Source organism: Serratia sp. 506_PEND, from assembly GCF_001076875.1.
GTDB classification, from domain to species: domain Bacteria; phylum Pseudomonadota; class Gammaproteobacteria; order Enterobacterales; family Enterobacteriaceae; genus Serratia; species Serratia marcescens.
Genome location: NZ_JVEL01000469.1, coordinates 1 through 23054, shown reverse-complemented (window position 1 = coordinate 23054; position 23054 = coordinate 1). Strand labels below are relative to the sequence as shown.

Annotated in this window: 23 protein-coding genes; 17 read left to right on the top strand and 6 right to left on the bottom strand. The window is 55.9% G+C overall.

Going from position 1 to position 23054, the window contains the following annotated elements; all coding sequences use genetic code 11:
• Positions 1–36 precede the first annotated feature (36 nt).
• The gene (locus tag ADK28_RS19195) at positions 37–771 is read left to right on the top strand and encodes a phosphoadenylyl-sulfate reductase (protein WP_016929052.1); all 735 of its coding nucleotides are present in this window, start codon (positions 37–39) and stop codon (positions 769–771) included.
• Positions 772–826: 55 nt separating this feature from the next.
• Here ADK28_RS19195 and ADK28_RS19190 read toward each other — a convergent pair whose 3' ends face one another.
• On the bottom strand, positions 827–1897 hold the full coding sequence (locus ADK28_RS19190; RefSeq protein WP_048796404.1) for an aminopeptidase: 1071 nt from the start codon (positions 1895–1897) through the stop codon (positions 827–829).
• Between the two features lie 260 nt (positions 1898–2157).
• Between ADK28_RS19190 and cysG the strand changes: the two genes are divergently transcribed.
• The 5 genes from cysG (at position 2158) to ADK28_RS19165 (ending at position 6997) form a co-directional block, all read left to right on the top strand.
• Positions 2158–3588 carry a siroheme synthase CysG gene (cysG, locus tag ADK28_RS19185; protein ID WP_048796399.1) on the top strand — a complete coding sequence of 477 codons (1431 nt, stop codon included), beginning with the start codon at positions 2158–2160 and terminating at the stop codon, positions 3586–3588.
• A gap of 22 nt (positions 3589–3610) precedes the next feature.
• A complete protein-coding gene (cysD, locus tag ADK28_RS19180; protein WP_004932620.1) occupies positions 3611–4519 on the top strand; it encodes a sulfate adenylyltransferase subunit CysD in 909 nt (302 codons plus the stop codon).
• Positions 4520–4530: 11 nt separating this feature from the next.
• Complete coding sequence (gene cysN / locus ADK28_RS19175) at positions 4531–5958, top strand: sulfate adenylyltransferase subunit CysN (protein WP_048796398.1); 1428 nt, start codon at positions 4531–4533, stop codon at positions 5956–5958.
• Positions 5897–6586, top strand: a complete 690-nt coding sequence (gene cysC, locus ADK28_RS19170) for an adenylyl-sulfate kinase (RefSeq protein WP_079450100.1) — start codon at positions 5897–5899, stop codon at positions 6584–6586. Before cysN ends, cysC begins: the two co-directional genes overlap by 62 nt.
• Positions 6587–6670: 84 nt before the next feature.
• Positions 6671–6997, top strand: coding sequence for a DUF3561 family protein (locus ADK28_RS19165; protein WP_016929047.1), 327 nt, complete (start codon positions 6671–6673; stop codon positions 6995–6997).
• A gap of 52 nt (positions 6998–7049) precedes the next feature.
• Here the strand turns inward: ADK28_RS19165 and ADK28_RS19160 are convergent, their stop codons facing one another.
• The 3 genes from ADK28_RS19160 to ADK28_RS19150 all read right to left on the bottom strand — a co-directional run bounded on the left by ADK28_RS19160 (position 7050) and on the right by ADK28_RS19150 (position 9360).
• Entirely contained in the window at positions 7050–7772 is a 723-nt protein-coding gene (locus tag ADK28_RS19160; protein ID WP_048796397.1) for an amino acid ABC transporter ATP-binding protein, read from the bottom strand.
• On the bottom strand, positions 7756–8475 hold the full coding sequence (locus ADK28_RS19155; RefSeq protein ID WP_042706788.1) for an amino acid ABC transporter permease: 720 nt from the start codon (positions 8473–8475) through the stop codon (positions 7756–7758). Before ADK28_RS19155 ends, ADK28_RS19160 begins: the two co-directional genes overlap by 17 nt.
• Before the next feature lie 114 nt (positions 8476–8589).
• A complete protein-coding gene (locus tag ADK28_RS19150) occupies positions 8590–9360 on the bottom strand; it encodes a basic amino acid ABC transporter substrate-binding protein (RefSeq protein WP_016929044.1) in 771 nt (256 codons plus the stop codon).
• 403 nt (positions 9361–9763) lie between these two features.
• On the opposite strand from ADK28_RS19150, the gene ftsB reads away from it, so the two are divergent.
• From ftsB to rpoS, 8 genes are all read left to right on the top strand, one after another.
• Positions 9764–10084, top strand: a complete 321-nt coding sequence (ftsB, locus tag ADK28_RS19145; RefSeq protein WP_016929043.1) for a cell division protein FtsB — start codon at positions 9764–9766, stop codon at positions 10082–10084.
• Between the two features lie 3 nt (positions 10085–10087).
• Positions 10088–10795: a 2-C-methyl-D-erythritol 4-phosphate cytidylyltransferase gene (ispD, locus tag ADK28_RS19140; protein WP_028127843.1), complete on the top strand. Its 708-nt coding sequence runs from the start codon at positions 10088–10090 to the stop codon at positions 10793–10795.
• Positions 10796–10805: 10 nt separating this feature from the next.
• Positions 10806–11279, top strand: a complete 474-nt coding sequence (ispF, locus tag ADK28_RS19135) for a 2-C-methyl-D-erythritol 2,4-cyclodiphosphate synthase (protein ID WP_004932594.1) — start codon at positions 10806–10808, stop codon at positions 11277–11279.
• A 4-nt stretch (positions 11280–11283) separates the two neighbouring features.
• The gene (truD, locus tag ADK28_RS19130) at positions 11284–12330 is read left to right on the top strand and encodes a tRNA pseudouridine(13) synthase TruD (RefSeq protein WP_033641280.1); all 1047 of its coding nucleotides are present in this window, start codon (positions 11284–11286) and stop codon (positions 12328–12330) included.
• The gene (gene surE, locus ADK28_RS19125) at positions 12311–13072 is read left to right on the top strand and encodes a 5'/3'-nucleotidase SurE (RefSeq protein WP_015376691.1); all 762 of its coding nucleotides are present in this window, start codon (positions 12311–12313) and stop codon (positions 13070–13072) included. Before truD ends, surE begins: the two co-directional genes overlap by 20 nt.
• Positions 13066–13692: a protein-L-isoaspartate(D-aspartate) O-methyltransferase gene (locus ADK28_RS19120; protein WP_033641281.1), complete on the top strand. Its 627-nt coding sequence runs from the start codon at positions 13066–13068 to the stop codon at positions 13690–13692. The genes surE and ADK28_RS19120 overlap by 7 nt, the downstream gene beginning before the upstream one ends.
• 325 nt (positions 13693–14017) lie before the next feature.
• The gene (gene nlpD / locus ADK28_RS19115) at positions 14018–15016 is read left to right on the top strand and encodes a murein hydrolase activator NlpD (protein ID WP_015376692.1); all 999 of its coding nucleotides are present in this window, start codon (positions 14018–14020) and stop codon (positions 15014–15016) included.
• 54 nt (positions 15017–15070) lie between these two features.
• Complete coding sequence (gene rpoS, locus ADK28_RS19110) at positions 15071–16069, top strand: RNA polymerase sigma factor RpoS (protein WP_004932578.1); 999 nt, start codon at positions 15071–15073, stop codon at positions 16067–16069.
• Between the two features lie 79 nt (positions 16070–16148).
• Here rpoS and mutS read toward each other — a convergent pair whose 3' ends face one another.
• A complete protein-coding gene (gene mutS, locus ADK28_RS19105; protein ID WP_048796396.1) occupies positions 16149–18710 on the bottom strand; it encodes a DNA mismatch repair protein MutS in 2562 nt (853 codons plus the stop codon).
• Between the two features lie 159 nt (positions 18711–18869).
• Here mutS and ADK28_RS30360 point away from each other — a divergent pair, with 159 nt between their 5' ends.
• The 3 genes from ADK28_RS30360 (at position 18870) to ADK28_RS30355 (ending at position 21772) form a co-directional block, all read left to right on the top strand.
• Positions 18870–20330 carry a tyrosine-type recombinase/integrase gene (locus ADK28_RS30360; RefSeq protein WP_075202110.1) on the top strand — a complete coding sequence of 487 codons (1461 nt, stop codon included), beginning with the start codon at positions 18870–18872 and terminating at the stop codon, positions 20328–20330.
• Between the two features lie 3 nt (positions 20331–20333).
• Positions 20334–20936 (top strand): hypothetical protein, encoded by a 603-nt coding sequence (locus tag ADK28_RS19095; RefSeq protein WP_048796394.1) that lies wholly within the window; start codon positions 20334–20336, stop codon positions 20934–20936.
• Positions 20937–21217: 281 nt separating this feature from the next.
• Positions 21218–21772, top strand: a complete 555-nt coding sequence (locus ADK28_RS30355; protein ID WP_075202109.1) for a hypothetical protein — start codon at positions 21218–21220, stop codon at positions 21770–21772.
• A gap of 153 nt (positions 21773–21925) precedes the next feature.
• On the opposite strand, the gene ADK28_RS33060 is transcribed toward ADK28_RS30355, so the two are convergent.
• Positions 21926–22492 carry a hypothetical protein gene (locus tag ADK28_RS33060; protein WP_075202108.1) on the bottom strand — a complete coding sequence of 189 codons (567 nt, stop codon included), beginning with the start codon at positions 22490–22492 and terminating at the stop codon, positions 21926–21928.
• Positions 22493–23054: the final 562 nt, after the last annotated feature.

Below are 23054 nucleotides of genomic sequence, written 5' to 3'. Positions count from 1 at the left end.
GCCGCACAGGTCATTTCAAGTATCAGGAGAGACAACATGGCTGAATTCGATCTGGCGGCGCTGAACGCGTTGCCCAAATCCGGGCAGGCGCTGGCATTAGCGGTGGTCAATGGCCAACTGGAGACCCTCAGCGCCGAACAGCGCGTTGCATGGGCGCTGGAGCATCTGCCCGGCGAATTCGTACTCTCGTCCAGTTTCGGCATTCAGGCGGCGGTATGCCTGCACCTGGTGACGCGTATCCGGCCGGATATCCCGGTGATCCTGACCGACACCGGTTATCTGTTCCCGGAAACCTATCGCTTTATCGATCAACTGACCGACCAACTGAAGCTGAATCTGCAGGTGTTCCGCGCGGAGCAGTCTCCCGCCTGGCAAGAGGCGCGCTATGGCAAGCTGTGGGAGCAGGGCGTGGAAGGGATTGAAAAATACAACCAGATCAACAAGGTCGAGCCGATGAACCGCGCGCTGGAAACGCTGGGCGCGCAGAGCTGGTTCGCCGGCCTGCGGCGCGAGCAGTCCGGCAGCCGCGCCAATCTGCCGGTACTGGCGGTGCAGCGTGGGGTGTTCAAGATCCTGCCGATCATCGACTGGGACAACCGCAAGATTTACCAGTATCTGACCGAACACGGGCTGAGTTATCACCCGCTGTGGGAGCAGGGTTACCTGTCGGTCGGCGATACCCACACCACCCAGAAGTGGGAGCCGGGCATGAGCGAGGAAGAGACGCGTTTCTTCGGCCTGAAGCGCGAGTGCGGCCTGCACGAAGGCTAAACGGCGCGATCAACATGACAGGGCTCAGCAATGCTGGGCCCTGTTTTTTTGCGGGCTACTTTTTCTTCTGCGCTTTCGGCGGGTGCGCCTGCGCCAGCTCTTTGATCAGCGGCAGCAGGATTTGCACGCTGTCGCGGCTGCGTTTGTCGATCCGCCCCGGCAGGTAGCGATCCAGATACTGCAGATTGTCATACTGCGGACGGTGCCAGGTGATGCCCTGCGGGAAGTGCGGGCTGACGGCGCGCTGTTGGTAGCCATCTTTGTCGCCCAGCGACCAGTTGGTGGCCTCCACCGACAGCACCGGGATGCCAGCGGCGTCGAACACCTCTTGATCGGAGCAGCAGCCGGTGCCTTTCGGATGCTGTGCGCTGCCCGGATTGGTGGCGGCGGCGATGCCGTAGCGATGGGCGATATCCAGCGCGCGATCGCGGGAACGCTTCGCCATTTGCGGCGGCGTGTTGCGACCGGCGTTGAAATACAGACGATCGCCGGTGATCAGGCTGTCGAGGTTGATCACCAGCACGGTGTTGCTTTTCTCTTCCGCGCTCATGCGTTGCAGGTAGTTCTGCGCCCCCAGTGAACCGATCTCTTCGGCGCTGGTGGCGACGAAGCGCAGGCCGTAGGCGGTGGGAATGTTCTTCAAGCGTTCCGCCAGTTCCAGCATCACGCCGATGCCGGAGGCGTTGTCGTCGACGCCCTGCAGCGTCAGGCCGCCGAGGTTGTTATCCAGATCCTCATCGCTCTGCGGCGTATAGGTGTCGAAGTGGGCGATGACCACGATCTGTTTTGGGCTGTCGCCGTTGCGGGCGGCGATCACCGAGCTGGCGGTGACGTTGTTCCAGTTCTTCTTGCCGTCTTTGCTGGTGTAGAGATAGCGCGTATTGACGCTGCGAATGTCGCTTTGGTAACCCATCTTGCTGAATTGCTGCTTCAGATAGTCGGCGGTGAGCAATTCTGCCGGGCTGCCCGCCATGCGGCCGGGGAAGTAAGTGGCGATGTGGCGGGTCTGTTCGGCGGCGAAACGGCCCATTGGCGCGTCTTTTACGGGCTGTGCGGCACAAACGCTGAAGACGCCGCCGAGTGCGAGGGCCAGCAGGCTGGTCTTCAGGTAAAAACGGGAAAACATACCGAAAAATCCTTCTTTGCTATCGGCGCTGCCGATCATTTTTCTTCGGCACCCAGTATGAGACGCCGGGCGGCATTACACAATTTCCCTGTCTCTTAATTTCGTACGAACGCGCAAACCGCCGCCGTGAGTATTACCGTTTGCCTCCTGCGTTGCGGCCTATATTCCATAAAGGAACTAATCATTCCTTTTCGTCATTTCAGAGGCTAAATCTCAGCCCGTATAGTCACACTATCTTTCTGTTATATGAAAAGGCTGTTGTGGACTATCTACCAATATTCGCCGACCTGAAACAACGCCCGGTACTGGTCGTTGGCGGTGGTGACGTGGCTGCGCGCAAAGTCGATCTGCTTCAGCGCGCCGGGGCTGAAATACGGATAGTTGCGCAGTCGCTCTCACCGGAACTGGAACAACAACGTCAGCAAGGGCAGGTGCTCTGGCTGGGGAAAAGCTTTGATCCGCAGCAGTTGGACGACGTGTTTATGGCGATCGCCGCCACGGACGACAACGCGCTGAACGCCGCGGTGTTCGCCGAGGCGGATAAACGCCGGGTGTTGGCCAACGTGGTGGACGATCAGCCGCGCTGCTCATTCATTTTCCCGTCGATCATCGATCGCTCGCCGCTGGTGGTGGCGGTGTCGTCCAGCGGCCAGGCGCCGGTGCTGGCGCGACTGCTGCGCGAAAAGCTGGAGGCGTTGCTGCCCGCTAGTTTGGGGCAGATGGCGCAGGTGGCGGGCCGTTGGCGCGGCCAGGTCAAACGGCGGTTGGCTTCGATCGGCGAACGTCGCCGTTTCTGGGAGAAAACCTTCGGCGGCCGTTTCGCCACGCTGGTGGCCAACGGCCAGACGGCGCAGGCGGAACGGCAGCTGGAGCAGGATTTACACCGCTTCGCCGCAGGCGATGAAGGCGCACAGGGCGAGATCGCCCTGGTGGGTGCCGGGCCGGGCGACGTGGGGCTGTTGACCCTGCGCGGGCTGCAGGTGATGCAGCAGGCGGACGTGGTGCTGTATGACCATCTGGTCAGCGGCGAGATCCTCGATCTGGTGCGCCGCGACGCCGAACGCATCTGCGTGGGCAAGCGCGCCGGCGCGCACTCGGTGATCCAGGAAGAGACCAACCGGCTGCTGGTGGAGCTGGCGCAGCAGGGCAAACGCGTGGTGCGCCTCAAGGGCGGCGATCCGTTCATCTTTGGCCGCGGCGGCGAAGAGCTGCAGGTGGCCGCCGTCGCCGGCATTCCGTTCCAGGTGGTGCCGGGCGTCACGGCCGCCGCGGGGGCGACCGCCTACGCAGGCATTCCGCTGACGCATCGCGATCACGCGCAGAGCGTGACCTTTATCACCGGCCACTGCCGCCCGGACGGCGATGGTCTGGACTGGGCCGATCTGGCCCGGGCGCGGCAGACGCTGGCTATCTACATGGGCACCATGAAGGCGGCGGACATCAGCCAACGTCTGATCGCCCACGGTCGCGACGCCGCGACGCCGGTAGCGGTGATCAGCCGCGGCACGCGCGCCGATCAGCAGGTGCAGATCGGCACGCTGGAACACCTGGAATACCTGGCCCAACGGGCGCCGCTGCCGGCGCTGCTGGTGATTGGCGAAGTGGTGGAACTGCACCGTCAAATCGCCTGGTTCGGGCATCAATCGCAGACGGAAGGGGCCGCGCGCCCGGCCGTCGTGAATTTGGCATAGGCAAGGCTTTTAAGGATCTGTTATGGACGAAAAACGACTCACTCATTTGCGGCAATTGGAGGCGGAGAGTATCCATATCATCCGTGAAGTCGCCGCTGAATTCGCCAACCCGGTGATGCTGTATTCCATCGGCAAAGACTCTTCCGTGATGCTGCATTTGGCGCGCAAGGCGTTCTTCCCCGGCACGCTGCCGTTCCCGCTGCTGCATGTCGATACCGGCTGGAAGTTCCGCGAAATGTACGAATTCCGCGATCGCACCGCGAAGGAGTACGGCTTCGAGCTGCTGGTGCATAAAAACCCGGAAGGGGTGGCGATGGGCATCAACCCGTTCGTGCACGGCAGCGCCAAGCATACCGACATCATGAAAACCGAGGGCCTGAAGCAGGCGTTGAACAAGTACGGTTTCGACGCTGCCTTCGGCGGTGCGCGGCGCGACGAGGAGAAATCGCGCGCCAAAGAGCGCATCTATTCGTTCCGCGATCGCTTCCACCGCTGGGATCCGAAAAACCAGCGGCCGGAGCTGTGGCACAACTACAACGGCCAGATCAACAAAGGGGAGAGCATCCGCGTGTTCCCGCTGTCGAACTGGACCGAGCTGGATATCTGGCAGTACATCTTCCTGGAAAAGATCGACATCGTGCCGCTGTACCTGGCGAAACCTCGCCCGGTGGTGGAGCGCGACGGCATGCTGATGATGGTGGACGACGATCGCATCGATCTGCAGCCGGGTGAAGTGATCAGCCAGCGCATGGTGCGTTTCCGCACCCTGGGGTGCTGGCCGCTGACCGGCGCGGTGGATTCGCAGGCGCAAACCCTGCCGGAGATCATCGAAGAGATGCTGGTCTCCACCACCAGCGAACGCCAGGGGCGGATGATCGATCGCGATCAGTCCGGCTCGATGGAGCTGAAAAAGCGTCAAGGGTATTTCTAAGGAGCCGCCGGATGAACAACGCAATTGCACAACAAATCGCTGACCAGGGCGGCGTCGAGTCCTATCTGCACGCGCAGCAGCACAAGAGCCTGCTGCGCTTTCTGACCTGCGGCAGCGTCGATGACGGCAAAAGCACTTTGATTGGCCGCCTGCTGCACGATACCCGCCAGATCTACGAGGATCAGCTGTCGACGCTGCACAGCGACAGCAAACGCATCGGTACTCAGGGCGAAAAGCTCGACCTGGCGCTGCTGGTGGACGGCCTGCAGGCCGAGCGCGAGCAGGGCATCACCATCGACGTGGCCTATCGCTATTTCTCGACCGAAAAACGTAAATTTATCATCGCCGATACCCCGGGGCATGAGCAGTACACCCGCAACATGGCCACCGGCGCCTCGACCTGCGATCTGGCGATCCTGTTGATCGACGCGCGCAAAGGGGTGCTGGATCAGACTCGCCGCCACAGCTTTATCGCGACCCTGCTGGGCATTCGCCATCTGGTGGTCGCGGTAAACAAAATGGATCTGGTGGACTATCAGGAAGCGGTGTTCGAGCAGTTCAAACAGGATTACCTGACCTTCGCCCAGCAGTTGCCCGGCGATCTGGACATCAAGTTCGTGCCGTTGTCGGCGCTGGACGGCGACAACGTGGCGAGCGAAAGCGCCCATATGCCGTGGTACAGCGGCCCGACGCTGCTGGAAGTGCTGGAGAGCGTTGATGTGATCAGCGAGCGAGAAAACCAGCCGCTGCGTTTCCCGGTACAGTACGTCAACCGCCCGAACCTCGATTTTCGCGGTTATGCCGGCACGCTGTCCGCCGGCGTGGTGCGGGTGGGGCAACGCATCAAAGTGCTGCCTTCCGGCGTGGAGTCCAGCGTGGCGCGCATCGTGACTTTTGACGGCGATCTGCAAGAAGCGGTGCCGGGCGAGGCGATTACGCTGGTGCTGAAAGATGAAGTGGACATCAGCCGCGGCGATTTGCTGGTCGACGCCGGCGAAAACCTGCAGGCGGCGCAGAGCGCGCGGGTGGACGTGGTATGGATGGCCGAGCAGTCGCTGGTGCCGGGCCAGAGCTACGACATCAAGATCGCCGGCAAAAAGACCCGCGCCCGCGTGGAGAGCATCCACCATCAGGTGGAGATCAACACGCTGGCGCAACACCCGGCCGACACATTGCCGCTCAACGGCATCGGGTTGGTGGAGCTGACCTTCGACGAACCTCTGGTGCTGGACAGCTATCAGAGCAATCACGACACCGGCGGGCTGATCTTCATCGATCGCATGAGCAACGTGACGGTTGGCGCCGGTCTGGTGCGTGAAACGCTGCAGGCCGCATCGGCGGCGCGCGGAGAATTCAGCGCCTTCGAGCTGGAGCTGAATGCGCTGGTGCGCAAGCACTTCCCGCACTGGGGCGCCCGCGATCTGCTCGGTGGCCGATAAGGTGGCCGCTGAACTGAGGGCGACCGGGCCGGACGATGAGAACGTGGTTTGGCATCCGCACGCGGTCACGCGCGCGGATCGCGAAGCGCGCAACGGCCACCGCGGCGCGGTGCTGTGGTTTACCGGGCTGTCCGGCTCGGGCAAATCCACCGTCGCCGGCGCGCTGGAGCAAGCGCTGCATGGGCTTGGCGTCAGCACCTATCTGCTGGACGGCGATAACGTGCGCCACGGTTTGTGCCGCGATCTCGGTTTTTCCGACGAGGATCGGCGCGAGAACATCCGCCGGGTGGGAGAAGTGGCCAAACTGATGGTGGATGCCGGGCTGGTGGTGCTGACCGCGTTCATTTCGCCGCACCGCGCCGAGCGGCAACTGGTGCGCGAGATGCTCGGCGACGATCGCTTTATCGAGGTGTTCGTCGACACGCCGTTGGCGATCTGTGAGGCGCGCGATCCGAAGGGATTGTATAAGAAAGCGCGCGCCGGCGAGCTGCGCAATTTCACCGGTATCGACGCGGTTTATGAGGCGCCGCAGCAGCCGGAAATCCACCTCGACGGCCAACAATTGGTAACAAATTTGATTGCGCAATTGTTAGACGTGTTGCGTGGTCAGGCTATTATCAAACCCTGAATTCAAAAAAAGCGTGTGGCGTTTTTCGCCATGCGCTTTTTACTCTAAGCCGCCGCAGAGCGAGCCGAATAACCAGGGATCACTATGCAAAATGTCACGCCTATCTTGATCGACTCCAAGCAGTCAAAACAGGAGAGAGAGGAGCCTTCTTATTCTTTCCTGGGCGGCGTCAGCGGCTTTGTTTTCTACTGGCTGGCGTTCGCGTTGCCGTTTCTGGTTTACGGTTCCAACACGCTGTTTTTCCTGCTCTATACCTGGCCGTTTTTCCTGGCGCTGATGCCGCTGTCGGTGCTGATCGGCATCACTCTCAGCATGCTGCTGCGCGGCCGTCTGATCTTGACGCTGCTGCTGACCGGCGCCGTTGTGCTGTGCCTGTTCTGGCTGGTGTTCAGCTTCCTGACCGGGTGGTGAGAGAGTGGGCGCCGATGCCGGCGCCCGCAGGATTGCAAAGCCGTGCCGAAGGTTACAAAACTTTGCTTAGAAACGCCTGAGTGCGCGGATTGGACGGGTGACTGAAGATCTGCTGCGGCTGCCCCTCTTCCTGAATGATCCCCTGATCGATAAACAGTACCCGGTCGGCCACCTCGCGGGCAAAGCCCATCTCATGCGTCACCACCACCATGGTCATGCCCTCGAGGGCCAGTGATTTCATCACCGCCAGCACTTCGCCCACCTGCTCAGGATCGAGCGCGGAGGTCGGTTCGTCGAACAACATGATCTTCGGCTCCATCGCCAGCGCGCGGGCGATGGCCACCCGCTGCTGCTGGCCGCCGGACAGACTGTTGGGATAGGCGTCGATCTTGTCGAGCAGGCCAACCTTGAGTAGCAGCTGCTCGGCTTGTGCGATGGCTTCAGCGCGCGGCTGTTTCTTCACGCTCACCGGCGCCATGATGATATTTTCCAACACTGTCATGTGCGGGAACAGGTTGAAGCGCTGAAATACCATGCCCACGCTTTCACGCATTTTGTTCAGGTCGGTTTTCTGATCGTGGACGGCGAAGCCGTTCACCTCGATCTCGCCGCCGGAGAGCGTTTCCAGCGCATTGATGCAGCGCAGGAAGGTGCTTTTTCCCGAGCCGGAAGGGCCGATGACGCACACCACTTCGTTGGCGGCGATCTGGCAAGAAATGCCGCGCAGCACGTGGCTTTCGCCGAACTGTTTTTGCAGGTTATGTACGCGAATCACTTTTACCGAACCTCTTTTCCATGTGCTGCACCAGCAGCGAGAGCAGGAAGGTGATGACCCAATAGACCAGCGAAATGGTCAGATAGGGCTCCCAGTAGGTGGCGTAGGCGCCGGAGACGGTACGGGCGGCATAGGCCAGATCCGCCAGGCCGATGGCGGAGGCCAGCGACGAATCCTTGACGATGGCGATGGCGTTGTTGCCCAGCGGCGGCAGCATGCGGCGGAAAGCCTGCGGCAGGATCACCTGACGCATGGTCTTGCCATAGCTCATGCCCAGCGAGCGCGATGCCTCCATCTGGCCGCGATCGATCGACTGGATCCCGGCGCGGAAGATTTCCGACACATAGGCGCCGGCGTTGAGCGTGATCGCCACCACGCAGGAGAGAAAGGCGCCGTAGTCGGCGCGCAGCGCGCGAGCGAAATCGACGCTCATCAGGCCGCTGGTGACCAGCAGACCGTCACGCGGGTTGATGAACAGCGGCACCAGCGCGAAGTGCACCACCATGATCTGCACGAACAGCGGCGTGCCGCGAAAGGCGCTGATGTAGATGCGCACCGGCCACTGAACGCCGTAATGCAGGATGGGTTTCCAGATGCCGTGCGGCGCCTGCGCCAAGCGGCCCAGCCCGAGGATCAAGCCCCAGGTGGTGCCCAGCAGCACGCAGATAATAGTGCATTTGATGGTCATCCAGGCGCCTTCCATAAACAGCGGCGCGTATTCCTGGATGATCTCCCAGCGGAAGTTCAAGGGGTATTCCTTCTTGGTAGGCTGAAACGGTGGCGCGCCGACGCTCTTGCGGGCGCCGGCGACTGGGGATTATTCCGCCGGCAGCGTCGGTACGTTACTGTCGAACCAGGTTTGGTAGATCTTGGCGTAGGTGCCGTCGGCGACGATTTTCTTCAGGCCGGCGTTGATCTTGTTGCGCAGTTCATCGTTGCCTTTGGCGACGGCGATGCCGAAATACTGGCGCTCGAACTTGGCGTCGGGCACCAGCTTGAAGGCTTTCTCAGGGTGGGTTTTGATATAGAACTTGGCCACGCCGACGTCGCCGACCGCCGCGCCGATGCCGTCTTCATACAGCTCCTGCAGCATCAGCGGGGTGTTGTCAAAGCGCTTGATGGCGGTGCTGTTTTTACCCAGCACGTCGGACACCACGATGTCGCCGGTGCTGGAGTTTACCACGCCGACCTTCAGCGCTTTCAGCGCGGCGATGGAGTCCACCGTCGAGTCTTGCGGCACCACGATAGCCTGCTCCGCCGGGAAGTAAGGCGCTGAGAAATCAACCATTTGCTTGCGCTTGTCGGTGATGGTGATGCCGGAAATGATGATGTCGCGATCGCCGGAGTTCAGCGTGGCGAAGATCCCTTCCCACGGCGTATTGATCAGTTTGATTTGGAAGCCTTCAGCCTTGGCCACCGCCTTGATGATGTCGATATCGAAACCTTCCAGCTGCTTTTGGCTGTTTTCAAATTCGAACGGCCGATAGGTGCCGCCGGAGCCGACGACGTAGGTTGGTTCAGCCGCCAACGCGGCGATAGAGAAGGTGGCGGCCAGGCAGGCGCCGATCAGAACTAAACGTTTTAACATCGCGATCCCCGATAATGAATGGTTATATATTGGAATTATTTATGCACTATGAGTGCATAAAAATAAGCTTCAATGAATGAAAGTGCAACCGCTGCATGAGGATTATTCTCTCTATGGTGTTAAATATTCACTTTTTGCTTTGCTGTGGTGTAAGCGATGGGTCAGGAAGCGGTGATGCAGTGATTCTTGCTGCATAATGGAGGTGGGGCAGCGTGTGTCTCATTGGAAAACGCGGCGCGCGCGCCGAGCCAAAGGGGCGTTTTTTGCCGCTTTCGCAGCGGAATTAGGCGATAAACACGGGAACCCTTCATCCGTATTCTGAATTTGGCGCTGAAATGCCGCTCTCAGTGTGGAGTCCAACGAGAAGTTGTGGGATGATTGGTCGGTTTTTCAGGGGGCGGAGATGGGAAAACTTACGCTGCTATTGCTGGCATTGCTCGGTTGGTTACAGTATTCACTGTGGCTGGGCAAAAATGGTATTCACGATTACGTGCGGGTCAATGAAGACGTTGCGGTCCAGCAGGGCAACAACGCCAAGTTGAAAGCGCGTAACGATCAGCTGTTTGCCGAAATCGATGATTTGAACGGCGGACAGGAAGCGATCGAAGAGCGTGCGCGTAATGAGCTGGGCATGATCAAGCCCGGTGAGACTTTCTATCGTCTGGTTCCTGACCAATCCAGACGCAACGCGGCGTCTTCTTCGCAAAACAACGCACAAAAATAACGCATGAATCACTCCGCAGGTACCTTTCCCTCGGTGATTGCCGTCCTGCCCGCTGCCGGTATCGGCAGCCGCATGCAGGCGGAATGCCCGAAGCAATATTTAACCATCGGCCGGCACAGCATCGTCGAACACGCCATCCACGCCCTGTTGCGCCACCCGCGCATTGAACGGGTGATCGTGGCGATCGGCCCCGAAGATCGCCAGTTCGAACAGTTGCCGATCGCCCAGGATCCGCGGGTGATCGTCACCGAAGGCGGCAAGCAGCGCGCCGATTCGGTGATGGCCGGGCTGAAACTGGCGGGTGATGCGGACTGGGTGCTGGTGCACGACGCCGCGCGCCCCTGCCTGCACGCCGACGATCTCGAGCGCCTGCTGGCGATCACCGCACATAGCAAGGTCGGCGGCATTCTCGCCGCGCCGGTGCGCGACACCATGAAACGCGCCGAACCCGGCCGCGAAACCATCGCCCACACCGTCGAACGGCAGGATCTGTGGCATGCGCTGACGCCGCAGCTGTTTCCGCTGCCGCTGCTCAAGCAGTGCCTGCAGCGCGCGCTGGATGAAGGCGCGAACGTCACCGACGAAGCCTCGGCGCTGGAACATTGCGGCTATCATCCGCTGCTGATCGCCGGCCGGGCGGACAACATTAAAGTAACGCGGCCGGAGGATTTGGCGCTGGCGGCGTTCTATTTGACCCAGTTAGACAATTAAGGAGCGCATCATGCGTATCGGTCACGGTTTTGATGTACATAAATTCGGCGGCGAAGGCCCGTTGGTGATCGGTGGTGTTCGCATCCCTTACGACAAAGGCTTGCTGGCCCACTCCGACGGTGACGTCGCGCTGCATGCCGCCACCGACGCCCTGTTGGGGGCGGCGGCGCTGGGCGATATCGGCAAGCTGTTCCCCGATACCGATCCGGCCTTCAAGGGCGCGGACAGCCGCGAGCTGCTGCGCGAAGCCTGGAAACGCATCCGCGCCAAAGGGTACCGCCTCGGCAATCTCGACATCACGATTATTGCCCAGGCGCCGAAAATGGCGCCGCACATCCCGCAGATGCGCGTCTTCCTGGCGGAAGATTTGCAGTGCCATATGGATGACGTCAACGTGAAGGCCACGACCACCGAGCAGCTCGGTTTCACCGGGCGCGGCGAGGGCATCGCGTGCGAAGCGGTCGCCTTGCTGATCAAGGAATAACCGCATGGATATGGCGAATCTGACCTGGCTGCATGGCCGGCCGCAGAGCACCGGGGTGTTGAAAGCCAATCCGGAAGATTTCGTGGTGGTCGAAGATCTGGGCTTTGCGCCGGACGGCGAAGGCGAGCACGTGCTGGTGAATATCCGTAAAAACGGCTGCAATACCCAGTTTGTGGCCGATTACCTGGCGCGCTTCGCCGGCATTCACGCCCGTTCTGTCAGCTATGCCGGTTTGAAGGATCGCCACGCGGTGACCGAGCAGTGGTTCTGCCTGCATATGCCGGGTAAGGACACGCCGGATTTCTCCCGGTTTACGCTGGAAGGCTGCGAGGTGCTCTCGTCTGCCCGCCACCTGCGTAAAATGCGCATCGGCAACCTGAAGGGCAACCACTTTACGTTGGTGCTGCGCCAGATTTCCGATCGGCAGGACGTGGAACGTCGCCTGCAGGCCATCGCTGCGCAGGGCGTGCCGAACTACTTCGGCAGCCAGCGTTTCGGCCGCGGCGGCAACAATCTGGCGATGGCGCGCCGCTGGGCGAATGATGAAATTCGTGTCAAAGAGCGCAGCAAGCGCAGTTTCTATCTGTCCGCCAGCCGCAGCGCGCTGTTCAATCTGATCGCGAGCCAACGCCTGGCCGACGGCCTGCAGCGCACCGCGCTGGAGGGGGACGCCCTGCAGCTGAGCGGCCGCGGTAGCTGGTTCGTCGCCAAAGCCGATGAGCTGGAGGCATTGCAGCAGCGGCTGGATGCCGGTGAGCTGGTGGTTACGGCTCCCTTACCGGGCGACGGTGAGCCAGGCACCGCCGGCAAAGCCTTGGCTTTTGAACAACAATGCTTGGCGGAACAGCCGGAATTGCTTACGCTTTTAAAGCGCGAGCGTGTCGACCCCGCTCGCCGGGCCCTGCTGTTGCAGCCGCAAAATTTGCAGTGGAACTGGTGGGATGACGTTACCGTAGAATTGCGCTTCTGGCTGCCGGCAGGCAGCTTCGCGACCAGCGTGGTGCGTGAAATTATGCAGCAGGATGACAGTGATGCGGATATTGCTGAGTAACGATGACGGCGTCAGCGCCCCGGGCATTCAGGTGCTGGCGGCGGCGCTGCGGGAATTCGCCGAAGTGCAGGTCGTGGCGCCGGATCGTAACCGCAGCGGCTCTTCCAACGCCTTAACGCTGGAGTCGCCGTTGCGCACGCAGACGCTGGCCAACGGGGATATTGCGGTGTTGCAAGGGACGCCGACCGACTGCGTTTACCTTGGCGTCAACGCATTGATGCGCCCGGCGCCCGATATCGTGGTCTCCGGCATTAATGCCGGGCCGAATTTGGGTGACGACGTTATCTATTCCGGCACCGTCGCGGCGGCGATGGAGGGCCGGCACCTGGGGCTGCCCGCGCTGGCGGTGTCTCTGAACGGTCACCAACACTACGCGACCGCAGCGGCCATTACCTGCCGCATCCTGCGCGCGCTGCAGCGTGAACCGTTACGTACCGGAAAAATCCTGAATATTAACGTACCGGATCTGCCGCTGGCTGAGATCAAAGGCCTGCGCGTTACTCGCTGCGGCAGCCGCCATCCTGCCGACAAGGTCTTCTGCCAGCAGGATCCGCGCGGACAAAATATCTACTGGATCGGGCCGCCTGGTGATAAATTTGATGCCGGGCCGGATACCGACTTTGCGGCGGTGGAACAAGGCTATGTGGCGATAACGCCGCTACAGGTGGATTTAACCGCCTACGCGGCGCAAGAAGTCGTGAAAACATGGTTAACCAAGGCAGAGGTTAGCGGGGAATGGTGAATAAGCGCATGCAAACATTGCTGACGCAGCTGCGGCAGCAGGGGATCCGGGACGAAAAGCTGCTGCGGGCGATCGAAGCGGTGCCGCGCGAGCGTTTTGTCGATGAAGCGCTGGATCACAAAGCCTACGAAAACACCGCATTGCCGATCGGTTCCGGTCAGACCATTTCCCAGCCTTATATGGTGGCGCGGATGACCGAGCTGCTGAATCTGAAGCCCACCTCAAGGGTGTTGGAGATCGGCACCGGTTCCGGTTATCAAACCGCTATCCTGGCACATCTGGTGCAACACGTTTGTTCCGTCGAACGCATCAAGGGGCTGCAGTGGCAGGCCAAGCGCCGCCTGAAACAGCTCGATCTTCACAATGTTTCCACCCGCCACGGCGACGGCTGGCAGGGTTGGGCCTCGCGCGGCCCGTTCGATGCGATCATCGTCACTGCCGCGCCGCCGGAGATCCCGCAGGCGCTGGTGGAGCAGCTGGACGATGGCGGCATTTTGGTGTTGCCGGTGGGCGAGCAGGCTCAAACCCTCAAACGCATTCAGCGTCATGGCAACGATTTCGTTATCGATGCGGTAGAGGCAGTGCGCTTTGTGCCGTTGGTGAAAGGCGAATTGGCCTAGCGATTGTCTGAATTTTCGACCGTCTGCAAAATCTGTTGCACTTTCATCATGGCCGGATAAGGTTTTCTCGTTCCAATCAGGCTAATTTTCACTAGAATTGGCCTTTCTACGTAGTTGTCTTATGGTGCGGCAACGCCAATGTGGTTAGCATTGGCGCGCGTTTTGATGCTCCGGCGCGAGATGACCTGGCGTTCAGGGATCGGCCGGCGGCGCCTTTACATCGCAGAAACTGGGAAGTGGCAAAAGCTCGGCTACGATGTAAAGGGTATTTTGGATATATCACTGATATTGCTGTCATGGGGGAAGCATGAGCACGGGAAGCCCAATGATTACGTTACGCCGGGTAGCGGTGTGTACGATGGTAAGTTTGTGGTTGGCGGGTTGTACGAATACGGCCTCGACGTCGGCTCCTATCAGCAGCGTGGGGGGCGGCGGTGCCGCTCCATCCGGCAATAATAATGGCGGAGTGCAGCAGGCCAGCCCAGAGGGCCGCATTGTCTATAACCGCAGTTATAACGCCATCCCCAAAGGGAGCTACAGCGGCGGCGAAACTTATACGGTCAAGCGCGGCGACACGCTGTTTTATATTGCCTGGATCACCGGCAATGATTTCCGCGACCTGGCGCAGCGCAACAATATTCCCGAGCCATACAGCCTGAATGTTGGCCAAACCATTCAGCTTGGTAATGGTTCTGCCAACGGCGGCGGCGGCATGTTGGCGACGACAGACGCGACCAAAGGCGGTGTTCCGAAGCCACCTTCCAGCTCCCAGATCCAGACGGCAACGGTTGATTCTCAATCAACTAACGCGTATTCTGAAAACTCGGGTAAACAGAATGTAGGTAAGATGTTACCTGCAGCAGGTGCCGCAGCGGTTGGGACCGCGACTGCGCCTGTTACCGCGCCGGAAGCCGCTCCACCTGTGAGCAGCACCGTCAGCAACAGCGCTCCGGTCAGTACCTGGAGATGGCCGACTGACGGTAAGGTTATTGATAACTTTTCCTCATCAGAAGGTGGGAATAAGGGTGTCGATATCGCCGGTTCCCGTGGGCAGCCTATCTTCGCTACCGCCGATGGCCGCGTAGTGTATGCAGGCAACGCTTTACGGGGTTACGGTAATCTAATCATCATCAAACATAATGATGATTACCTGAGCGCCTACGCTCATAACGACACAATGCTGGTCCGGGAACAACAAGAAGTGAAGGCGGGTCAAAAAATAGCCACCATGGGTAGCACCGGTACCAGTTCAGTACGTTTGCATTTTGAAATTCGTTACAAGGGGAAATCCGTAAACCCGCTGCGTTATCTTCCGCAGCGATAGATTGGGCAGAATACGCTGAGATTCTGCTCGCGGTATCACGGGTAGGAGCAGCATATGAGCCAAAATACGCTGAAAGTTAACGAGTTACATGATGATGCGGATTTCGACGAGAATGGAGCTGAGGCCGAGTCGTTTGATGAAAAAGCGCTGGTAGAAGAAGAGACCAGCGAGAACGATTTAGCGGAAGAAGAGCTGTTGTCTCAAGGCGTTACGCAACGCGTATTGGATGCGACGCAGCTCTATCTGGGTGAGATCGGTTATTCACCTCTGCTGACCGCAGAGGAAGAAGTCTATTTTGCGCGGCGTGCTCTGCGCGGTGACGTGCCGTCCCGCCGCCGCATGATTGAAAGCAACCTGCGGCTGGTGGTGAAAATCGCTCGCCGCTACAGCAACCGCGGTCTGGCGCTGCTGGATCTGATCGAAGAGGGTAACCTCGGTCTGATTCGCGCAGTGGAAAAATTCGACCCGGAACGCGGTTTCCGCTTCTCCACTTATGCAACCTGGTGGATCCGTCAGACGATTGAACGGGCGATCATGAACCAAACCCGTACCATTCGTTTGCCTATCCATATCGTCAAAGAACTGAATGTCTATCTGCGCACCGCGCGCGAGCTTTCTCACAAGCTGGATCATGAACCGAGCGCTGAAGAAATTGCCGAGCAACTCGACAAGCCGGTGGATGACGTCAGCCGCATGCTGCGCCTGAATGAGCGCATCACCTCGGTGGATACGCCGCTGGGCGGGGATTCGGAGAAAGCGCTGCTGGACATTCTGGCCGACGAGAAGGACAACGGGCCTGAAGACACCACGCAAGATGACGATATGAAGCAAAGCATCGTCAAATGGCTGTTCGAATTGAACGCCAAACAGCGTGAAGTGTTGGCGCGTCGTTTCGGCCTGTTGGGCTATGAAGCGGCGACGCTGGAAGACGTAGGCCGGGAGATTGGCCTGACGCGCGAGCGCGTCCGTCAGATTCAGGTAGAAGGTCTGCGCCGTCTGCGTGAGATTTTGCAGATGCAGGGCCTGAGCATTGAGGCGCTGTTCCGCGAATAACGCCGGTTGTTGAACCGCATCAAATAAAAACGGTGAGCATGATGCTCACCGTTTTTTTATGCCCGCGTTTGGCGCCTGACTACACCATATTTTTCAGCCGGTAGATCCATTCCAGCGCCTGTCGCGGCGACAGGGAATCCGGATCCAGCGCCTCCAGGGCTTCTACCGCCGGCGAGGTCTCTTCCTGCAGCAGCGTCATCTGGGTGGCGTCGACGCTGCCCGATGCGGTGTGGCTGGAAATAGACTCCAGCTCGCGCAGTTTCTGACGGGCGCGTTTGATGACGTCGCGCGGCACGCCGGCCAGCGCGGCGACCGCCAGGCCATAGCTTTTGCTGGCGGCACCGTCTTGCACGCTGTGCATGAAGGCGATGGTGTCGCCGTGTTCAAGCGCATCCAGATGCACGTTGACCACGCCTTCCATTTTCTCCGGCAGGGTCGTCAGCTCGAAGTAGTGGGTGGCGAACAGCGTCATCGCCTTGATGCGGTTGGCCAGGTTCTCGGCGCAGGCCCAGGCCAGCGACAGGCCGTCGTAGGTGGAGGTGCCGCGGCCGATTTCATCCATCAACACCAGGCTGTGCTCGGTGGCGTTGTGCAGAATGTTGGCGGTTTCGGTCATCTCCACCATGAAGGTGGAGCGGCCGGAAGCCAGATCGTCCGCCGCGCCGACGCGGGTGAAGATGCGATCCACCGGGCCGATGGTGGCCTTGGTGGCCGGCACGTAGCTGCCGATGTGCGCCATCAGCACAATCAGCGCCGTTTGCCGCATATAGGTGCTTTTACCGCCCATGTTCGGACCGGTTATGATCAGCATGCGGCGCTGCGGCGACAGGGTGAGCGGGTTGGAGATAAACGGCTCGCTCAGCACCTGCTCCACTACCGGATGGCGGCCTTCGGTAATGCGGATCCCCGGCTGCTCGCTCATGGTCGGGCAAGCGTAGTTCAGGGTATCGGCGCGCTCGGCCAGGTTGGCCAGCACGTCCAGCTCGGCCAGCGCGGCGGCGCTTTGTTGCAGTTCCGCCAGGTGCGGCAGCAGCAGATCGAATAGCTCGTCGTACAGGCTTTTCTCGATCGCCAGCGCCTTACCCTTGGAGGTGAGCACTTTGTCTTCGTACTCTTTCAGTTCCGGGATGATGTAGCGCTCGGCGTTTTTCAGCGTCTGACGGCGTACATAGTGGATCGGCACCAGGTGGCTCTGACCGCGGCTGACCTGAATATAATAGCCGTGTACGCCGTTGAAGCCGACCTTGAGCGTATCCAGCCCCAACTTTTCACGCTCGCGGATCTCCAGCCGATCGAGATAGTCGCTGGCGCCGTCGGCCAGTGCCCGCCACTCGTCCAGTTCGCTGTTGTAACCGGGGGCAATCACGCCGCCATCGCGCACCAGCACCGGCGGTGATTCAATGACCGCGCGTTCCAGCAGCTCGCGCAGTTCGTCGAACTGGCCTACCTGCGACAGCAGCTGCTGCACGTGCGGCGTTTTCACATCCTGCAGCAGCGCGCGGATGTCCGGCAGTTGCTGGAAAGCATGGCGCATGCGCGCCAGATCTCGCGGCCGGGCGGTGCGCAGCGCCAGACGCGCCAAAATACGTTCCTGATCGCCTACCTGACGCAGCGAAGGCTGCAGATCCGCGAACAGCTCCTGCAATGCGCCGATCGCCTGCTGGCGGGCAGTCAGGACCTTGATGTCGCGGGTTGGCATGTGCAGCCAGCGTTTCAGCATGCGGCTGCCCATCGGCGTGACCGTACGATCGAGGATCGCCGCCAGCGTGTTGTCGCTGCCGCCGGACAGGCTCTGCGTCAGCTCCAGGTTGCGGCGGGTGGCGGCATCCATGATGATGCCGTCCTGCTGGCGTTCCATGGTGATGCCGCGAATGTGCGGCAGCGAAGTGCGTTGGGTATCTTTGACGTATTGCAGCAGGCAGCCGGCGGCGCGCAGCGCCTGGTGCGCCTGTTCGACGCCGAAGCCGGTCAAGTCGCGGGTGCCGAACTGCAGGTTGAGCTGCTGACGCGCTGTCTCCAGCTCGAATTCCCACAGCGGGCGGCGGCGCAGGCCGTGGCGCTGTTCGATCAGCGCCATGTGTTCAAAGGTTTCCGGATAGAGCAGCTCGGCCGGATTGGTGCGCTGCAGCTCGGCGGCCATGGTTTCCAGATCCTGCGGCTCGGCGACGCGGAAGCGGCCGGAGCTGACGTCCAGCGTGGCGTAGCCGAAGCCGCGCGCGTCCTGCCAGATCGCCGCCAGCAGGTTGTCCTGGCGCTCTTGCAGCAGCGCTTCGTCGGTGATGGTGCCGGGGGTGACGATGCGCACCACTTTGCGCTCGACCGGCCCTTTACTGGTGGCCGGATCGCCGATCTGCTCGCAGATGGCGACGGATTCGCCGAGCTGCACCAGCTTGGCCAGGTAGTTCTCCACCGCGTGGTGCGGCACGCCGGCCATCGGGATCGGCTCGCCCGCCGAGGCGCCGCGTTTGGTCAGCGAGATATCCAGCAGTTGAGAAGCGCGCTTGGCGTCGTCGTAAAATAGCTCGTAGAAGTCGCCCATGCGGTAGAACAGCAGGATTTCAGGATGCTGGGCCTTGAGGCGCAGGTACTGCTGCATCATTGGTGTATGGCCTGATAAATCCTTGTTAATAGACTCATTCATATTGATTTTACTCGTTTTTTAAGTCTCTCAAGTGCTCATGTGGCCCCAGGTAAAGCCCCTTTAAACCCACATAAACCCATAAATTTGTAGCTCACTTGTAGCTCAGAACGTGATAGATTGGTTTTACTTCTTCTCTGGGCTACAAATGGTGGTGATACTTTGAAAACAACTCTCACTCAGTCTTTTATTATCAACAAGTTAAGTGTCCATGTTAAGCCAGAACTCAGTAGCTCTGGAAAAGTTGTTTTCGAAGCAAACCCTGACCAAAAACCTTACATAGTCTTTGATGATCACAGGGACGCTCCTGTGGGATTCGGGGTAAAGGTAAGTTTGACGAAAAAAACCTATGTAATCCAGAGAAGAGTGTCCTCAGGTGCTCGTGATGTGAAAGAAGGTAAGAAACCGAGTTCGGTCTTAAAAGTGAAAGTAGGAAATGTTTCTGATTTTCCGAGTATCGATCAAGCTCGTGAAGCCGCCAGGGAATTGGTTCAGACCATGATCGCCACCAAAAGAAATCCCAATAGGATTAAGCGAGAAACAGAGGCTTCTGAACTCACTATCAGCGAAGTCTTTGCTCAATACAGAAATCATTTGATGGGTAGATCTAAACCAGCGAAACCCAACACTTTGGCTGTATTGGATAAAGCAGAAAACAGACTTTCCGAGTGGGCTGGTTTGCGAGTTAAAGACCTTACTGGTAATGAAATTCTTCGGAAGTTTGATGAGATTGCTTCAAGAGCCAGAACAGCAGCGGAACAGACCTTTAGGTGGATTAATGTTGCTGTCAGACATGCAATCGAAATTGAAGCCAGCAATGCCCAGACCCAGCAACGACAACCCTCTTTGTCCTACAATCCATTCTCTATCTTGAAAGTTCAGAAGAAGTTCAGGACTCGTTCTGAGCTTGAGGATAGCTATAAAGCTAAAGGAATCCGAAACCCTCTATCGCCAAAGGATACACTTGGTCGGTTCTTGACGGCATTACATAACAAGAGAAGCTTCAATCGCCTTGGGTGTGATTACCTTCTACTAACTATCCTTCTTGGTGCTCGTAAGGAAGAAACAGCTTCATTATGTTGGAAAGAGCATCTTTCAGTAGAAGAGGTCAAAACGACAAGTTATGTCGATCTTGAAAAAAGAATTATTCGTTTTTATGACACTAAAAACAGGAACGATCACGAATTGCCTATATGCGATGCTGTTAAATGCATCCTTGAGGACAGGCACGATATTGTATTTGATGCAGAAACTCGTCCAGAAAGGCAAAAGTGGGTTTTTCCTGCACGTTCTACAAGAAGCAAGGTTGGTCATTACTCAGATAGTAAAAGCTTAAGGGAATACCTCTGTCAGGAAGCTGGCATTACAAAGCTTGGTATGCATGATTTGCGACGAACGTTTGGGCGTGTCGCAGAAGAGCTAACATCGTATGCTGTTGTTAAAAGATTACTTAACCACAGGAATACAACAGATCCAACTGAAAGGTATGCGGTTCCCGATGATGAGCGAATTTTTGAGGCTCTGCAACGGATTGAGTTGCACATGCTTATGACGGCACCTAGGTTATACAATGCGCTATTGGCTTCTTCCAAATACCCGCCATTGTCTGATAACAAGGAGTAAGGGATGAGCGTTATCCAAACACTACGAGAACTCTCCGAGGTATGGCAATTATTTGGTGATATGCCTGACGACGCTACGTTAGGTGTCGATTTAGCGGCGCTTTACCTCGGTATCAGTGTTAAATCATTAGCAAGGTATAGACAAAACGGTGGTGGTCCACACTACATTCAATACCAATCAGAAGACAGCAAAGCCCGGAATCAGAGGGTGAATTATCTCTTGAAAGATCTCCGTTCATGGCGGGATAGCCACAGGGTAAGCAGCACAATGCACGCAGCACAAGTCAGGGGATTAGCTTTTACTTGTCTTTCGGATCTTACAAAACCTCAACCTTTTTGGTGCATCACCAACGGTAGCGGCTCTGCAAGCAAAATCATATCCCATGCATTGACCCTTCCTGATGATGATTTTAAGCAGCTTTTGTTAGAGACTAATGCAGAAGTCGTCTGGATCTCTGTGGAAAAAGCTCTTTTTGATGCATGGATAAATAAAGATGAACGAGCTATCTGGCACAAGGCTTTTACATCAGTATTAAAGAACATTGTTCTTGCATCGGATGCTGAAGAGGAAAGGTATATTTTGAATGACATTTTGGATGATAAATAATTGAATTTGTATGAGGCGGAAATATTTAAGTATCACAAATTTATCAATAGTTGCTCTATATGCCGCAGCAATATTAGTTTTTCTTTATGTAAGATGGAAAACTATATTTTTCCCATAAGACAAATGATAAATTTAGACAACATAAGGGTATTGTACGAATTTTTATAGATTGACATGAGCTTTGTTTTTTTCACTAACATTCATGTTATTTTTTTTGGGACTGAGATGGAACGCTCGTTTCATATTGACAGTATTTACATTAAATTGGAAGGTGGCAATAAATGTTAAAATGGATACGGACAATATTTTTTTCTGACTATCTACCATCAATTTTATGTCTGCTCTTACTTGTGAAAATGGATTATGCAATTTTCTCTAATTGGCCGATAAATCAATCTGTAGATAGCAGAATAAAATTAATGTTGTTATTCATACATCTTATAATGCTTTTTGCTATCCTTTCTCCATTCATAGGACGATTTTTAGCAAAAATTAGCAATGAAAAATTTAAAGCTTTTATTGGCTTGCCGGATAAAGATAAAAATATCACCTACATTGATTTATATGATTTTTTAAGTGGACTTGCATTATCTGCTTTTTATTTGTCAATTTTATTATTCACTTTAAAAGATGTCTATGAAATAACAGGTTGGCTTATTTCAGGGATATATGCATTTTTAATGTTTGCCTCATCTATATCAATAGCATCAATCTCACTTATGAGATATATCTGGTTGTTTGCTAAATTTAGTAAATATACATATTCAATTGCTGCGTTATTAGCAGCAAGCATGTGTATGGCAATTATAGGCGTTGCTATTAGAATGGCTTCATAGATAATTATCTATAACCTCATCTTATTTATTATCTCTTAAAATAAGATGAGGTTATTTTAGTGAATTAGATAAACATACTAAGCCCTTAAAATGATTGCTGGTATGTAAATTACGGTATTCTATTAAAAATATATATAACTATCAATCCCAGCACTATTTCTCTCTTGTTATAATTATGTCAAAGTTGTTCCCAAACGGATTTACGACCTCCAGTAGCTTTTGATTATGACTGTCATTTTTGATAATGTAAGACTGGCTTGTTCCAGGAGCCATTCTTTCCTCGATAGTTGGAAATTTTTTGCGCATGATATTTTCTAATATTTCAAGATCCTGAATATCGAAGTCTTTTCCATCAGAGACAATCCGGTCTGGAATTGATTTCAGACTGCTAAGTGTGGCTATCAGTTCTTTATCGTGAAGTATCCACTCTCCGGCACCACTAACATAATAGTCAACAACGGCTGTTTTTCCATTTGCATTATCTATTTTAAAAGACATTCGACCATTCACATTATATTTCCCATTAGAAAAATATGAAGTTCTCACATTCACACCAGCAAGAACACTCTGTGTGCCATATGAATAATCAGATGTCCACACCCCAACGATATCATCTGTCTTTTGAGTATCAGGGCTTCTGGGGAAAATGTAGGAACAGATTCCAACAAGAGCTGCCACAATAAATATTGTATTCTTTGTTGTCTTGGTTATTTTTTTCATAAAAATTCCATTTAGAATGAGTGATAGAGATAGGTGCATTTTATCATTTTTCAGCGCAAGTCAAAAAGTAATAATTATCCATCAACTCAAAATAAATTTGAATTCTTAATATTTATTGTGTTTATATAATAAAGGAATGTTTTGGGGAAGTGTAAATTAAAAATGTAGTAAATTATCATTACGTTTACTATTTGCTTTACAAACCAAGAATTATTATTTCATTTCAATGAGTTATTGTTATTAGGTAAATAGAAAGGATTTTATATTCACCTTAAGGTGAATATAAAATCTCCGGGTCTTGAGTGCTTGTCATTCCTGATATAATTAATAAGATGCAATAAAATTTGTAAATTAAATAATTTGAGTGTTTTATTATATGTTGGAAAACAACACTTTGTAAATAAAGGAGGAATTATGTCTGTTGAATATGGTTTAAAATGTTTTACTTTAAATAGTGGAGAGAGATATTGTCAGGTAATAGAAAAAACAAGTGGCGTTCCATTATATTATCCGAATTTGTATATTACTCGGCTTTGTTGAATAAATCAGAGTCAGGCGACAG

Coding starts and splice junctions, on each gene's coding strand:
- ADK28_RS19195 (WP_016929052.1), top strand. CDS start 37: ATGGCTGAATTCGATCTGGCGGCGCTGAACGCGTTGCCCAAATCCGGG.
- ADK28_RS19190 (WP_048796404.1), bottom strand. CDS start 1,897: ATGTTTTCCCGTTTTTACCTGAAGACCAGCCTGCTGGCCCTCGCACTC.
- cysD (WP_004932620.1), top strand. CDS start 3,611: ATGGACGAAAAACGACTCACTCATTTGCGGCAATTGGAGGCGGAGAGT.
- cysN (WP_048796398.1), top strand. CDS start 4,531: ATGAACAACGCAATTGCACAACAAATCGCTGACCAGGGCGGCGTCGAG.
- cysC (WP_079450100.1), top strand. CDS start 5,897: ATGCGCTGGTGCGCAAGCACTTCCCGCACTGGGGCGCCCGCGATCTGC.
- ADK28_RS19165 (WP_016929047.1), top strand. CDS start 6,671: ATGCAAAATGTCACGCCTATCTTGATCGACTCCAAGCAGTCAAAACAG.
- ADK28_RS19155 (WP_042706788.1), bottom strand. CDS start 8,475: ATGGAAGGCGCCTGGATGACCATCAAATGCACTATTATCTGCGTGCTG.
- ADK28_RS19150 (WP_016929044.1), bottom strand. CDS start 9,360: ATGTTAAAACGTTTAGTTCTGATCGGCGCCTGCCTGGCCGCCACCTTC.
- ftsB (WP_016929043.1), top strand. CDS start 9,764: ATGGGAAAACTTACGCTGCTATTGCTGGCATTGCTCGGTTGGTTACAG.
- ispD (WP_028127843.1), top strand. CDS start 10,088: ATGAATCACTCCGCAGGTACCTTTCCCTCGGTGATTGCCGTCCTGCCC.
- ispF (WP_004932594.1), top strand. CDS start 10,806: ATGCGTATCGGTCACGGTTTTGATGTACATAAATTCGGCGGCGAAGGC.
- truD (WP_033641280.1), top strand. CDS start 11,284: ATGGATATGGCGAATCTGACCTGGCTGCATGGCCGGCCGCAGAGCACC.
- surE (WP_015376691.1), top strand. CDS start 12,311: ATGCGGATATTGCTGAGTAACGATGACGGCGTCAGCGCCCCGGGCATT.
- ADK28_RS19120 (WP_033641281.1), top strand. CDS start 13,066: ATGGTGAATAAGCGCATGCAAACATTGCTGACGCAGCTGCGGCAGCAG.
- nlpD (WP_015376692.1), top strand. CDS start 14,018: ATGATTACGTTACGCCGGGTAGCGGTGTGTACGATGGTAAGTTTGTGG.
- rpoS (WP_004932578.1), top strand. CDS start 15,071: ATGAGCCAAAATACGCTGAAAGTTAACGAGTTACATGATGATGCGGAT.
- mutS (WP_048796396.1), bottom strand. CDS start 18,710: ATGAATGAGTCTATTAACAAGGATTTATCAGGCCATACACCAATGATG.
- ADK28_RS19095 (WP_048796394.1), top strand. CDS start 20,334: ATGAGCGTTATCCAAACACTACGAGAACTCTCCGAGGTATGGCAATTA.
- ADK28_RS30355 (WP_075202109.1), top strand. CDS start 21,218: ATGTTAAAATGGATACGGACAATATTTTTTTCTGACTATCTACCATCA.
- ADK28_RS33060 (WP_075202108.1), bottom strand. CDS start 22,492: ATGAAAAAAATAACCAAGACAACAAAGAATACAATATTTATTGTGGCA.